The sequence below is a fragment of the Desertivibrio insolitus genome, assembly GCF_017355965.1.
Lineage (GTDB): Bacteria > Actinomycetota > Actinomycetes > Actinomycetales > Microbacteriaceae > JAFIQW01.
The window spans coordinates 317,820-330,938 of sequence record NZ_JAFIQW010000001.1; the positions used below are offsets into that span (position 1 = coordinate 317,820).

15 protein-coding genes and 1 riboswitch are annotated in these 13,119 nt (G+C 70.8%); of the genes, 5 read left to right on the forward strand and 10 right to left on the reverse strand.

The window, feature by feature from the left end; genetic code table 11:
• The first annotated feature begins 126 nt into the window (after window positions 1-126).
• A complete protein-coding gene (gene trhA / locus JUB10_RS01480; protein WP_374191673.1) occupies window positions 127-864 on the forward strand; it encodes a PAQR family membrane homeostasis protein TrhA in 738 nt (245 codons plus the stop codon).
• Window positions 865-874: 10 nt separating this feature from the next.
• On the opposite strand, the gene JUB10_RS01485 is transcribed toward trhA, so the two are convergent.
• Entirely contained in the window at window positions 875-1,162 is a 288-nt protein-coding gene (locus JUB10_RS01485) for a hypothetical protein (protein WP_207453599.1), read from the reverse strand.
• Window positions 1,159-2,028 (reverse strand): mycothiol conjugate amidase Mca, encoded by an 870-nt coding sequence (gene mca, locus JUB10_RS01490; protein ID WP_307859038.1) that lies wholly within the window; start codon window positions 2,026-2,028, stop codon window positions 1,159-1,161. The genes JUB10_RS01485 and mca overlap by 4 nt, the downstream gene beginning before the upstream one ends.
• Window positions 2,029-2,120: 92 nt before the next feature.
• Here mca and JUB10_RS01495 point away from each other — a divergent pair, with 92 nt between their 5' ends.
• Together JUB10_RS01495 and greA are read left to right on the forward strand one after the other, a co-directional pair.
• Window positions 2,121-2,525 (forward strand): DUF4307 domain-containing protein, encoded by a 405-nt coding sequence (locus JUB10_RS01495; RefSeq protein ID WP_242682012.1) that lies wholly within the window; start codon window positions 2,121-2,123, stop codon window positions 2,523-2,525.
• A 69-nt stretch (window positions 2,526-2,594) separates the two neighbouring features.
• Window positions 2,595-3,083, forward strand: coding sequence for a transcription elongation factor GreA (gene greA / locus JUB10_RS01500; RefSeq protein WP_207453604.1), 489 nt, complete (start codon window positions 2,595-2,597; stop codon window positions 3,081-3,083).
• A gap of 79 nt (window positions 3,084-3,162) precedes the next feature.
• Here the strand turns inward: greA and ilvA are convergent, their stop codons facing one another.
• The 6 genes from ilvA to JUB10_RS01530 are packed head-to-tail and all read right to left on the reverse strand — an operon-like array spanning window position 3,163 to window position 9,468.
• Complete coding sequence (gene ilvA, locus JUB10_RS01505; RefSeq protein ID WP_207453607.1) at window positions 3,163-4,407, reverse strand: threonine ammonia-lyase; 1,245 nt, start codon at window positions 4,405-4,407, stop codon at window positions 3,163-3,165.
• On the reverse strand, window positions 4,400-5,539 hold the full coding sequence (locus JUB10_RS01510; protein ID WP_207453609.1) for an AI-2E family transporter: 1,140 nt from the start codon (window positions 5,537-5,539) through the stop codon (window positions 4,400-4,402). Before JUB10_RS01510 ends, ilvA begins: the two co-directional genes overlap by 8 nt.
• A 50-nt stretch (window positions 5,540-5,589) precedes the next feature.
• Window positions 5,590-6,621 (reverse strand): ABC transporter ATP-binding protein, encoded by a 1,032-nt coding sequence (locus tag JUB10_RS01515; RefSeq protein ID WP_207453611.1) that lies wholly within the window; start codon window positions 6,619-6,621, stop codon window positions 5,590-5,592.
• The gene (locus JUB10_RS01520; protein WP_207453613.1) at window positions 6,618-7,424 is read right to left on the reverse strand and encodes an ABC transporter permease; all 807 of its coding nucleotides are present in this window, start codon (window positions 7,422-7,424) and stop codon (window positions 6,618-6,620) included. The genes JUB10_RS01515 and JUB10_RS01520 overlap by 4 nt, the downstream gene beginning before the upstream one ends.
• A complete protein-coding gene (locus tag JUB10_RS01525; RefSeq protein WP_207453615.1) occupies window positions 7,421-8,332 on the reverse strand; it encodes an ABC transporter permease in 912 nt (303 codons plus the stop codon). The genes JUB10_RS01520 and JUB10_RS01525 overlap by 4 nt, the downstream gene beginning before the upstream one ends.
• A gap of 5 nt (window positions 8,333-8,337) precedes the next feature.
• Window positions 8,338-9,468, reverse strand: coding sequence for an ABC transporter substrate-binding protein (locus JUB10_RS01530; RefSeq protein ID WP_307859039.1), 1,131 nt, complete (start codon window positions 9,466-9,468; stop codon window positions 8,338-8,340).
• Between the two features lie 195 nt (window positions 9,469-9,663).
• On the opposite strand from JUB10_RS01530, the gene JUB10_RS01535 reads away from it, so the two are divergent.
• Complete coding sequence (locus JUB10_RS01535; protein WP_207453618.1) at window positions 9,664-10,875, forward strand: winged helix-turn-helix domain-containing protein; 1,212 nt, start codon at window positions 9,664-9,666, stop codon at window positions 10,873-10,875.
• A gap of 48 nt (window positions 10,876-10,923) precedes the next feature.
• On the opposite strand, the gene JUB10_RS01540 is transcribed toward JUB10_RS01535, so the two are convergent.
• Both JUB10_RS01540 and JUB10_RS01545 read right to left on the reverse strand, forming a co-directional pair.
• Complete coding sequence (locus JUB10_RS01540) at window positions 10,924-11,796, reverse strand: M48 family metalloprotease (RefSeq protein ID WP_207453620.1); 873 nt, start codon at window positions 11,794-11,796, stop codon at window positions 10,924-10,926.
• Window positions 11,797-11,859: 63 nt separating this feature from the next.
• A complete protein-coding gene (locus tag JUB10_RS01545; protein WP_207453622.1) occupies window positions 11,860-12,426 on the reverse strand; it encodes a LemA family protein in 567 nt (188 codons plus the stop codon).
• Between the two features lie 175 nt (window positions 12,427-12,601).
• Window positions 12,602-12,666, forward strand: a riboswitch (guanidine-III (ykkC-III) riboswitch).
• A gap of 10 nt (window positions 12,667-12,676) precedes the next feature.
• On the opposite strand from JUB10_RS01545, the gene JUB10_RS01550 reads away from it, so the two are divergent.
• A complete protein-coding gene (locus JUB10_RS01550; protein ID WP_207453624.1) occupies window positions 12,677-12,991 on the forward strand; it encodes a DMT family transporter in 315 nt (104 codons plus the stop codon).
• The last annotated feature ends 128 nt before the right edge of the window (window positions 12,992-13,119 follow it).

Genomic DNA, 13,119 nt, shown 5'->3' on the forward strand with positions numbered 1-13,119 from the left:
GGGGAATGAGGCTTTGTCGGAATCCGATCCGCGCAACGGGAAGTCGCGGCTGCACGTTCGTGCGTTCCCACAGGGCTGCGAGAACGCTCGGAGTCGAGGCGGAAGGCATTCAATACGATCTCGTCCGTGGCATCAGCCGAAGACCCTCAGACCCGTCGCGTCGACAGCGAGCCCGCCAGCGATCTGCCCGGGCTGCCGCTCGTCGAGGACGCGATCGAGCACGAGCAGCCCGCCGCGGAGGTGAAGCCCACCTGGCGCGGCTGGATCCATGCCGGCACGTTCCCGCTCGCGTTCGTCGCGGGCGTCGTGCTCATCGTGTTCGCCGAGGGTGCGGCCGCGAAGTGGAGCTCGGCGGTGTTCATGACGACGTCGCTGCTGCTCTTCGGCATCTCGGCGACCTACCACCGCTTCAACTGGGGCCCGAGTGCCAAGCGCCTGCTGAAGCGGCTCGACCACGCGAACATCTTCCTGCTGATCGCCGGCACCTACACGCCGATGAGCGTGATCGCGCTGCCCGAGGAGAAGGCCGTGTTGCTGCTGAGCCTTGTCTGGGGTGGCGCGCTGCTCGGCATCGGGTTCCGCGTGTTCTGGATCACGGCGCCGCGCTGGCTCTACGTGCCCCTCTACGTGATCCTCGGCTGGGCGGCCGTCATGTATCTCGGCGATCTGCTGCAGGTGAGCGTCGCCATGATGCTGCTGATCCTCATCGGCGGGCTCATGTACACGGCCGGCGCGGTCATCTACGGCCTCAAGAAGCCGAATCCCGTGCCCGGGGTCTTCGGCTTCCACGAGATCTTCCACACCCTGACGGTGCTGGCGTTCCTCTGCCACTGGACCGCGATCTTCATCGTCGCGGTCGACTGACCCGGGCGGTTTACTCCCGCGGGCCCCGCTCGCCGGGGCCACGGTCTCCGGAGACCTCGTCGCCCGGGAACTGCTCTCCGGGCCCCCGGCCTTCGGCCCGCTCGCGCTCGAACTGCTCGCGCACCTCCGCCCGGTAGCGGGTGCGGCGCACGCGCCGCGTCATGTCGATGACGAGCAGCAGCGTCGCGAGGGCCACGAGGAACGTGATGACGAAGCCGATGACGCCCGGCGTCACGGTGTTCGGGTCGAACTCCTCCTCGGCCAGCACGGCCGTGGCGAGGGCGGTCAGGGTGATCATCGGGAAGCCTCCGCGGGGATGCCGGCGAACAGGTCGTCCTCCGGGAACGTCGTCTCGACGGCCGACTCGACGAGCTGGAAGTCCTCGAACGGCCAGGCCTGGCGCTGCACGTCGTTGGGCAGGAAGAAGAAGGTGCTGTCGGGGGCCACCTGGCTCGCGTGCGAGCGCAGCGCCTCGTCGCGCACGTCGAAGAACTCCGAGCACGGCACGTGCGTGGTCGCGAGGTCGGGCCGGTCGGCCCACCACTCGAGGATCTGCGCGACCTCCGACGCGAGCGCCGAGTGCTCCTCCGAGGTCAGCAGCTCGTAGATCTTGCGCATGCGGGTGAGGTTGAAGATGCGGTCGTAGTAGAGCTTCAGCACGCTCCACGGCTCCCCCGCGTCGGGGTACCGCGAGGCATCCGCCGCCGCGCGCATCGCGTACACGGCGACCTGGTGGGCGCGGATGTGATCGGGGTGCGGGTACCCGCCGTTCTCGTCGTACGCGACGAGGACGTGCGGTTTGAAGCGACGGATGACGCGCACGAGCGGCTCGGCGGAGTGCTCGAGCGGGATCGTGGCGAAGCTCAGCGGCGGCACGGTCTCGCCCTCGTCGGGCAGCCCGGAGTCCTGGTAGCCGAGCCAGACGTGCTGAATGCCCATCGCGGCCTGCGCCCGCTGCATCTCGAGGTGCCGCAGCCCCGCCATGTCGCGCTCGGCGTGCGCGCGTGCCTCGAGCCCCTCGTTGAGCACCGAGCCGCGCTCGCCCCCGGTGCAGCTGACCACGAGCACCTCGGCGCCCCGCGAGCGGTAGTAGGCGTAGGTCGCCGCACCCTTGCTCGACTCGTCGTCGGGATGCGCGTGCACGGCGAGCAGACGCTGCGTCACGGCACACCTCCGGCTCCAACGATTAACCTGGTCAAGACTAGCCGCGACGGGCCGAGGATCGGATGCCGCACGCCCGCGCCCGGAAGGACCGCATGACCCAGTCAGGGCTCGACCTCGACGCACGCTACGGGCGCACCGGTGCCTCGTCGCGCCGCGGTCTGTGGGTCGGCGTCGCGGTGGCATCCGTCGCCCTCGTGCTCGGCCTGCTGTGGCTCGTCTTCGTCGCGTTCAGCGGCGACAACACTCAACTGCAGTCGACCGACATCGGGCACGAGATCGTCGACGAGAACACGGTCACGGTCGACTGGGGCGTCACCGCCCCGGCGAACGCCGAGGTGTCCTGCGCGCTGCAGGCCCTCAACGCCGACCACGGCGTCGTGGGCTGGAAGATCGTCGAGCTGCCGGCCTCAAGCGACCGGGTGCGGCAGTTCAGCGAGACGCTCACGACCACCGAGCCCGCCGTGAACGGGTTGATCTACCGCTGCTGGCTCTCGTAACGTAGGGACTTCACCCGCGGGACCGGCCACTTTCGACTGGCCGGTCTCTCGTTTGTGTGAGGAGAACACATGACCGACACCAACGTCACCTGGCTGACCCAGGAGGCCTACGACCGCCTCAAGGGCGAGCTCGACCACCTGAGCGGTGAGGGCCGCGCCGACATCGCGCGGCGCATCGAGGCCGCGCGGGAAGAGGGCGACCTCAAGGAGAACGGCGGCTACCACGCCGCGAAGGACGAGCAGGGCAAGATCGAGGCGCGCATCCGTCAGCTCACCGAGCTGCTGAAGAACGCGACCGTCGGCGACGCCCCCGAGAGCCACGGCGTGGTCGAGCCCGGCACCGTCGTCACCGCGAAGATCGCCGGCGACGAGAGCCGCTTCCTGCTCGGCAGCCGCGAGATCGCGGGCGGCAGCGACCTGTCCGTCTACAGCGAGCAGAGCCCGCTCGGCGAGGCGATCGTCGGCGCCAAGATCGGCGACACGATCACCTACACCGCTCCGAACGGACGTGACATCAAGGTCGAGATCCTCGGGGTCGAGACCTTCACCGGGGCCTGATCGCCCGCGTGATCCTTCGGCCCGGAACGGGCTGACGAGGCGGGGGCCGGGAACGGCCTCCGCCTCGACTTCGAGTCCCTCAGAAGTCCACGCGCGGTTCGTAGCCCGCGTCGCGCAGCGTGCGGAGCACCAGTTCGGCGTGCTCCGGGCCACGCGTCTCGATGTGCAGCTCGAGCTCGACCTGGCTGATCTGCAGCCCGTTGCCGTGCCGGGTGTGCAGCACCTCGACGACGTTCGCGTTCGCCGACGCGACGAGCGCCGACGTCCGCGCGAGCTCGCCCGGGCGGTCGGGCAGCGGGATGCGCATCTTGAGGTAGCGCTCGGAGGCGGCGAGGCCGTGGCTGATCACGCGCTCCATGACGAGCGGGTCGATGTTGCCGCCGGAGAGGATCGCGACCGTGCGACCGAGGCCGGTGAGCTGACGACTGAGCAGCGCCGCGACGGCGACCCCGCCCGCCGGCTCGACGACGAGCTTCGCCCGCTCGAGCAGCACGAGCAGCGCCTTCGCGGTCTCGTCGTCGTCGACCGTCACGACCTCGTCGACGACCTCGCGGATGATCTCGAAGTTCAGGTCACCAGGTCGGTTGACGGCGATGCCGTCGGCGATCGTCGGCAGGATGTCGATCGTCGTCGCCACCCCGTGCTCGAGCGAGATCGGGTACGGCGCCGCGTTGGCGGCCTGCACGCCGATCACGCGGATGTCCCGGCCGGCGCGGGCCGCGTACTGCTTGACCGCGCTGCCGACGCCGGAGATGAGCCCGCCGCCCCCGATGGGCACGACGACGGTCTCGAGGTCGGGCACCTGGTCGAGCATCTCGAGCCCGAGCGTGCCCTGGCCGGCGATGACGTCGTGGTGGTCGAACGGGTGGATGAAGACGGCGCCGGTCGCGGCGGCGAAGTCCGACGCGGCGGCGAGACTCTCCGACACGGCGTGGCCGTGCAGCACGACGTTCGCGCCGTACGCCCGCGTCGCCTGCAGCTTCGGCAGCGCGACGCCGACGGGCATGTAGATGGTGGCCTGGATGCCGAGCTCGCGGGCGGCGAACGCGACGCCCTGCGCGTGGTTGCCCGCGGAAGCGGCGACGACGCCGGCGGCCTTCTGCTCGTCGGTCAGCTTCGAGAGCCGGTTGTAGGCGCCACGGATCTTGTACGACCCGGTGCGCTGCAGGTTCTCGCACTTGAGGTGCACGGGCGAGCGGACGATCTCGCTCAGCGAGCGGGACGTCTCCATCGGCGTGATCTCCGCGACGCGGGAGACGACGCCGCGCGCCCGCTCGAACTCCTCGAGGGTCGGGCCGGGGATCGTCGCGAGCGGCTCACTCATCCGAGGTGACGTCCTCGACGGTGGGCTCGGGCACGGTGCGCCACGCGCCGCTCGCGATGTAGCTGATCATGACGTTGAGGGTAGCGACTGTCGGCACGGCGAAGAGCGCGCCGGGGATGCCGGCGAGGAAGCCGCCCGCCGCGACGGCGAGCACGACGGCGAGCGGATGCACCTTGACGACCGCACCCGTGATCAGCGGGAGCAGCACGTGGCCCTCCAGCTGCTGCACGAGGAGCACCGCGCCGAGCATGATGAGCGCGACGACCGGCCCGTTGTAGACGAGCGCGACGAAGACGGCGAGCGTGCCGGTCAGCACGGCGCCGACGACGGGGATGAACGAGCCGAGGAACACCGCGACCGCGATCGGGAAGGCCAGCGGCAGTCCGAGCAGCGCGGCCGCGACGCCGATGCCGACCGCGTCGATGAACGCGACGAAGATCTGCACCCGCACGAAGTTCGACAGGGTCAGCCAGCCGGCACGGCCCGCGCCGTCGACGGCGTCACGGGCGCGGCGCGGAAACACGCGCACAACCCACGACCAGATGTTGCGGCCGTCGATGAGGAAGAACAGGGTCGCGAAGAGCACGAGCAGCGTGCCGGCGAAGACGTGCCAGGCCGTCTCCCCCACCGAGAGCGCCCCGCTCACCACGGCGGACTGCTGCGTGCTGAAAAACCCGGTGAACTCGTTCAGATAGCGGTCGAACTCGCGCTGGTCGAGCGAGAACGGCGGCGCCTCGAGCGCGCGGCGCAGCTCGTCGAACGCGGCGACGGTGCGCTGCTGAATGCTGGGGAAGCCGAGCCGGATCTGCCACACGACCAGCGAGAGCAGGCCGGCGACGGCGGCGAGCAGGCCGAGCTCCGCGGTCGTGACCGCGAGCCACTTCGGCCAGCGGTGCCGCTGCAGGAACTGCGAGAACGGCACCAGGAGCGCCGCGAGCAGGAGCGCGATGAACAGCGGCACGACGATGAGCTCGAGCCGCATGACGAGGAAGACGACGACCGCGACGACGCCGCCGATCGCGAGCAGCCGCCACGACCAGGCTCCCGCGAGCTGCACGCCGTACGGGATCGCGTCGAGCACGGGCGTCGACGGCGGCGGTGGGGGTGGGGCCTTCTTCCGGAACTCCGGCATGCGCTTAGTGTAGGAGCCGGTTCCGGCGCGTTCGCTGGCCGGCCCGCGCGTCAGAGCGCCGCCACCGCGACCGGGGCGCCGGCGAAGCGGACGTGCACGCGCTCCCCCGCGCCCGGGCGGTCGTCGACGGAGTGCTGCACCGTCATCCGCTCGCCCGACTCGAGCTCGACGACGGTGCGCCGCAGCGAGCCGAGGAAGCTCGTCGAGACGACGGTCGCCGGGATGCCGTCGGCGGCGAGCACGACGTCCTCGGGGCGCACGAACGCCTCGACGTGCCCGGATGCCGCGGCCTGATCGAGCAGCGGCAGCTCGCTGCCGAGCACGGAGACGCGGTCGCCCGCGACGACGCCGGGCAGCCGGTTGCTGAGCCCCACGAAGTCCGCGACGAACGCAGACGCGGGCCGCCCGTAGAGCTCCTCCGGCGTGCCGATCTGCTCGATCCGCCCGGCGCGCATGACGGCGACGCGGTCGGCGACGGCGAGGGCCTCCTCCTGGTCGTGGGTCACGAAGAGCGTCGTGATGCCGAGCTCTGTCTGCAGCGCGCGGATCTCGTCCCGCAGCGCGACGCGCACCTTGGCGTCCAGCGCCGACAGCGGCTCGTCGAGCAGCAGCACGCGCGGACGGGTGACGAGCGCGCGCGCCAGGGCGACGCGCTGCTGCTGTCCTCCCGAGAGCTGGTGCGCGTAACGCGCGCCGAGGTGGGCGAGGCCGACCAGCTCGAGCGACGCGGCGGCGCGCTCCCGGCGCTCGGTCGCGGGGACCCGGCGCATCCGGAGCCCGAACTCGACGTTCTCCGCGGCGGTCATGTGCGGGAACAGCGAGTACGACTGGAACACCATGCCGATGTCGCGGCGGTTCACGGGCACGGTCGAGACGTCGTCGCCGTCGACCATGATGCGACCGGATGTCACGGTCTCGAGCCCCGCGAGACTGCGCAGCGCCGTCGTCTTGCCGCAGCCGGACGGGCCGAGCAGGGCGACGAACTCGCCGCCGGTGAGCTCGAGGTCGACGCCGTCGAGGCCGCGCGTTCCGCCCGGGTACTCCTTGACGACGTTCGAGAAGCGGACGGTGGCACCGGTCATGGGGTCCTCCTCGGACGGGCGGCGGTGATCCTGCCGATGACGAGCAGGAGCGTGAAGGCGAAGGCGAGGGCGAGCAGCGAGAAGATCACCGCGGTGTACGGGTCGCTGCGGCTGACCTGCACGAGCGCGGTCTGCAGGTTGACGCGGTTGAGCAGCGAGGCGATCGTGAACTCCCCCAGCACGACCGCGACGGTGATGAACGCGGCGGCGAGGATGCCCCGGCGCAGGTTCGGGAGCAGCACCCGGAAGAGCACCGACACCCACGGTGCCCCGAGCGAGCGGGCCGCCTCGGAGAGGGTGACGACGTCGACCGCGGACAGGTTGGACTGGATCGCCCGGTAGGCGTACGGCAGCACCGTCACGCCGTAGGCGAAGGCGAGGGTCCAGACGGAGCTGCCGGCGAGGCGGGTGACCACCGAGTAGACCGGCGCGAGCCCGACGACGAGCACGATCGCCGGGATCGTGATCGGCACGATGCAGACGAACTCGACGACGCGACGCAGCCGCGGGTAGCGGATCGCGACGAGCAGCATCGTCGGCACGAGCACGGCGAGCACGATCGCGACGGTGACGACGGCGAGCAGCAGCGAGTTGCCGACGCCCTGGAAGAGGTTGCGGTAGGCGCGCGCGTTCTCGGGGTCGAGGATGGCGGTCCACCGCTCGATGGTCAGCGCGCCGTCGGCGCCGCCCCGCAGCGTGAAGCCGAGCATCGAGACGATCGGCACCGCGAAGAGCAGCCCGACAACGCCGAGGATGACCCAGCGCGCGAGCGGCGAGGGCGCGACCGACGTGCCGGCGCTCATCGCTGCCACCGCTCGGTGCGCGACTGCAGCAGCGAGTACGCGGTCATCAGCACGACCATGACGAGCACCATGCCCAGGGCGAGGGCGCCCGCGAGGTTCTCCCGGCCGAGCACCGTCTCGCTGATGAGCGCACCGCGGATCTGCAGCGGCACGATCTGCGAGCCCTGACTGATGAGGGCCGCGGCGGTCGCGTAGGAGGAGAAGGCGTTGGCGAACAGCAGCAGCACGCTGCCGAGGAACGACGGCGCGAGGATCGGCATCGCGATGCGGGTCCAGAAGACGAAACGGTTGCCGCCGAGCGTCGCCGTCGCCTCCGCCCACTGCGGCTTCAGGCCCTCGAGCGACGGCATGAACGTGATGACCATGAGCGGCACCTGGAAGTAGAGGTAGGGCAGCAGGAGACCGGGCACCTGGTAGAGCCAGACGCCGTCGGCGAAGAGGTTGATGCCGAAGACATCCGCGAGGAGCACGGTGACGACGCCCTGCAGACCGATCGTCGCGATGAACGCGAACGCGAGCATGACCCCGCCGAACTGGGCGAGCACGCTCGCGGCCGAGTCGACCACGGAGCGGACCGCGCCGTCCGGGCGGAGGCCGAGCAGGGCGTAGCAGACGAGCGCGCCGAGCACCGCTCCGGCGACGGCCGTGACGGCAGAGACCCAGAACGAGTCGAGGAAGGTGCCGAGGATGACGGGATCGCCGAGCGCCGCGAGGTTCTCGAGCGTGAACGCGCCCTCGCCGTCGACGAAGCCGGTCGCGATCGCGAGCACGGTCGGGATCGCGAGGAACAGCAGCACGTACAGCGCGAACGGGGTGAGGCCGAGCCACGCGGGCAGGCGACGCCGGGACCTCGCGGTCCCGACGTCGCCCGCCACGTGCACGGCCGCGGCGGAGGCGGTCGCGGTCATCGTGGTTACTGGATCGCGGCGGCCCAGTTGGAGGCGATCAGCGCGCTCGCCGCCTCGGTCTGCTCGCTCGTGAGCTGCACGAGCTCCTCGGGCGCGGCGCCGACGGCCTCGAGGGCGGCCTCGTCGACCGTGCCGGCCTCGATCATCGCGTCGAGACGCACCGGGTACGCGCCAGCCTCGAGGTAGAGGTTCTGCACCTCGTCGCTGTAGATCCACTCCTGCCAGAGGCGGGCCGCCGCGGGGTGCGGGGCGTCCACGTTGATGGCCTGGTTGTAGTAGCTGCCGAGCGCGGCGCCGGGGAGCAGCGCGACCTTCCAGTCGCGGGTGCCCTCGTTCGCCTCGACCTCGGCGAGGTTGTTGTAGCTCCAGTCGAAGACGACCGGGGTCTCACCGGAGGCGATCGTCGCGGGGGTCGGGTCGAGCGGGAGGAAGTTGCCCCCGTCGTTCAGCTCGGCGAAGAAGTCGATGCCCGCCTGCACGTCGTCGGCCGAGCCGCCGTTCTGCAGGGCCGCGTACTGCACCGCCGCGGCGGCCGCGCCGGCCTGGGTCGGGTCGCCGTTGATCGCGACCTTGCCCTTGTAGTCCTCGCCGAGCAGGTCGTCGAGCGACTCGGGCTCGGGCACGACGTCGGCGTCGTAGCCGATCGACATGAGGCCGGTGTAGTCATAGACCCAGAGGCCGGTCTCCTCCTTGTGCTCGGCCGGGATGTCGTCCCAGGTCTGCACCTTGTAGGGCGCGAAGTACTCGAGGCTGTCGAGGGCGACCGCGCTGCCGAGGTCGAAGACGTCGGGGGCGGTGTCCTGGCCGCGCAGGTTCTCAGCCGCCGTGATCTCCTCGGCGCTTGAGACGTCGGGGTCGGCGGAGTTGACCGTGATGCCGTACTCCTCCTCGAAGCCCGCGATGATCTCGCCGTAGTTCGCCCAGGTGTCGGGCAGGGCGATGACGTTGAGCTGTCCCTCGGCCTGGGCCGCGGCGACGAGCTCCTCGAAGCCGCCGAAGTCCTCGGCGCTGGTCGCGGTGGCGGCGTCGACGTCCGACGCGCTCGACGCGGAGGCGTCCCCGCCGGCGCAGCCGGTGAGGGTGAGGGCCACGGCGGCGAGGGCGGCGCCGCCGATGAGCACACGCTTGGTGATCACAGTTCTCCTTCTGGGGCCCGCCGGACGTCGCCTCGGGAAGGGGCGATGCTGGGAGTCCGGCGAGAGCCATCCGAACCGTAGGGAGCACCGGTTGCGGCACGTCATCCGGCCGGTGAATGGGCCGTGAACGGGCGGCGACCGCCGTCGTTCGCCTCGGGACCGCGGATGTCACGGGCTGCCGCTAGCGTCGGAGACATGCCAGCCACGCTGTCCGCCGCCCAGGCGCGCCGCGTCGCGCTCGCGGCCCAGGGGTTCGGACGGCCGCAGCCAGGCACGGTCGGCACGCGTCAGCTCGGCATCCTGTTCGACCGGCTGAAGCTCCTGCAGCTCGACTCGGTGAACGTGTTCGAGCGCAGCCACTACCTGCCCGTGTTCGCGCGGCTCGGTCCGTACGATCGCGCCCTGCTCGACCGGATGCTGTTCTCGCGCCGCGGCGGCTTCACGGAGTACTGGGCCCACGAGGCCGCCGTGATCCGCAAGGAGGACTGGCCCCTCTTCCGGTTCCGCATGGACGACCTGCACGCGCGCGATGCGCGCAGCGGCTGGGCGCTGTCGCAGCGACCGCTGCTCGACGAGCTGCTCGACCAGCTCCGCGAGCGCGGGCCGCTGCGCGCACCCGAGATCGAGCACGAGGCCAACCGCGGGTCGGGCAGCTGGTGGGGCTGGTCCGACGTCAAGCGGGGCCTCGAGCACCTGTTCCGGGTCGGCGAGGTCGTCGCGGCCGGACGCACGCGCTTCGAGCGCACCTACGCCCTGCCCGAGCAGGTGCTGCCCGCCGAGGTGCTCGAGCGGAGCGTGCCGCGTGAGGACGCGATCCGCGAACTCGTCCGGCGGGCGGCCGAGGCATCCGGAGTCGGCACCGTCGGCGACCTGGCCGACTACCACCGGCTGCGCATCGACGCGACCAAGGCGGCGATCGCCGACCTCGTGGACGCGGGCGAGCTGCAACCCGTGACGGTCGAGGGCTGGAACGCGCCCGCGTACCTGCACCGCGACGCGCGCGTGCCGCGGCGCATCGAGACCGTCGCGCTGCTCTCCCCCTTCGACCCCGTCGTCTGGGAACGCGACCGTGCCCTGCGCATGTTCGGCTTCCACTACCGGATCGAGATCTACACGCCCGCGCCCAAGCGGGTGTACGGCTACTACACGCTGCCACTGCTCGTCGACGACCGGCTGATCGGCCGCATCGACCTCAAGAGCGACCGGCAGGCGGGCGTGCTGCGCGTGCAGTCGGCCTGGCTCGAGGAGGGCGCGCAGGCGGGCCCGGATGTCACCGAGCGGGTGCTCGCGCAGCTGCACCGCACCGCGGAGTGGCAGGGCCTCGGCGAGCTCGCGTTCGCGGGTCGCGGTGACTTCTCCCCGGTGCTCGCCGCGGCGGCGGGCCAGCGGGTGCAGTCGGCGTCGTAGAGGCTCCGCGCTTCGCACCCTTCTGCCACTCCAACGCCGGCGCGGGGCTCAGAACCGGTCGCGGCTGTCGAGCAGGCGGCGGATCCGGTCCGGGATCGGCGGGTGCGTCGAGAAGATGCGGTCGATCACGCCGGGCTTCAGCGGGTCCGCAATCCACAGGTGCGACATCGACGTGTTCTGCCGGCGCATGGGGGTGCGGTACGTGCCGAGCTTGTGCAGCGCGCTCGCGAGCGCCTCGGGGTGCCGGGTGGTCAGCGCGCCCGTGGCATCCGCGAGGTACTCCCGCTCGCGCGACACCGCGGCCTGCACCGCCGCGGCCGCGATCGGAGCGACGATCATCGCGACGAGGCCGAAGATCAGCACGACGGGGTTGGCGTTGCGGTCGCGCCCGCCGAAGAAGGCCATGCGCAGCAGCAGGTCGGCGATCATGCCGACGGCGACGACGAGCCCGAAGACGATGAGCGACACCCGGATGTCGTAGTTGCGCACGTGGCCCATCTCGTGGGCCATGACGCCCTCGAGCTCGGCGTCGTCCATGATCGCGAGCAGCCCGGTGGTCGCTGCGACGATCGCGTGCTCCGGGTCGCGGCCGGTCGCGAATGCGTTGGGCGCCGGATCGTCGATGACGTAGACCTTCGGCATCGGGGTGCCGGTCGTGATCGAGAGGTTCTCGACGGTGCGCCACAGCCGCGGGTCGTCCTGGAACGAGATCTGCCGCGCGCCGCTCAGCGCGACCGCCTGACCCGCGGCGAGGAAGTACTGGACCAGCGCGTACGCCGTCGCGACCACGAGCGTGATCACGACGATCGACCAGTTGCCGTAGATGTAGCTCGCGAGCAGCCCGAGGCCGCCGATGATCACGAGGAACAGCAGCACGATGAAGACGGTGTTGCGCTTGTTGCGCGCGATCGCGCTATACATCCGTGGGTCCGCTCGGCTGCGGCATCCGTCCTTCCCGGGCGGATGATCCGGGGCGCGTCACCCTCAAAACTGCACGCGCGGCGGTTCGGCGATCGCCGCGGGCGCCTCGACCTCGAAGAAGTCGCGCTGGGAGAAGCCGAGCCGCTTCGAGAACAGGCTGTTCGGGAAGACCTGCACCTTGGTGTTGAACTCGCGCACCCCGCCGTTGTAGAAGCGGCGGGCGGCCTGCACCTTGTCCTCGGTGTCGACGAGCTCGGACTGCAGGTGCAGGAAGTTCTGGCTGGCCTGGAGTTGCGGATAGTTCTCGGCGACGGCGAACACCGACCGGAGGGCCTGCTGCACGTGCGCCTCGGCGACCGAGGCGTCCCTCGGGCTCGACGCCGACAGCGACTCGGCGCGCGCCCGCGTGACCGAGTCGAACACCTGCCGCTCGTGCTGGGCGTAGCCCTTCACGGTCTCGATGAGGTTCGGGATGAGATCGGCACGACGCTTCAGCTGGACCGTGATGTCGCTCCATGCCTCGTCGACGCGCGCGTTGAGAGTCACAAGCGAGTTGTAGGTCGCCCAGAAGTAGATGCCGATGATCGCGGCGATCAGCACGACCACGCCGACGACGATGAGCCACTCCATGGTGGGAGATGTTATAGGCGCTCTTTCCGCCCTCACTGAGCATTGGTCGCGCTTTGCCTGGGCGTCCGGGCTCCACCGCGACCCAGTTCTGGGGACACCGCGGCGGGTGCCGCTCCCCCTGGCCCCGCGCCGGGCGCTGCCCTGCCACCGTCGTGGCGATGTGAGAACCTGGGGGCGAAAGCCCGACTGAGGCTTCCGGACGAGGGGTGCCGTACCCGGTGTGCGACAAGACGGCCCGCTGGAGGCAGTCATGTCGTGGTTCGTGCTCGTGCTCTCGGGGATGCTCGAGGCCGTCTGGGCCACCGCGCTCGGCAAGTCCGACGGGCTCACCCGGCTCGTGCCGTCGATCGTGTTCGTCGTCGGACTCGCCGGCAGCATGGCGGGGCTCGCGTTCGCGATGCGCACTCTGCCGATCGGCACCGCCTACGCAGTGTGGGTCGGCATCGGCGCCGTGCTGACCGTCGGCTACGCGATGGTCACGGGCGACGAACCCGTCACGGTGCTGCGCCTGCTGTTCGTCGCGATGATCGTCGGCGGTGTCGTCGGGTTGAAGGCCGTCCACTAGGGGCTCGGCCTTTCTCCGCCTCGGCGTATGCCCGGGCGGGGTGTCTCGGGGCTCCCGCACGCCTCGGCGACGCAGCCTTCCGGGCTCTATCCCCGCGTAACGCCGCCGTCACATGCGTGCTGTTGACT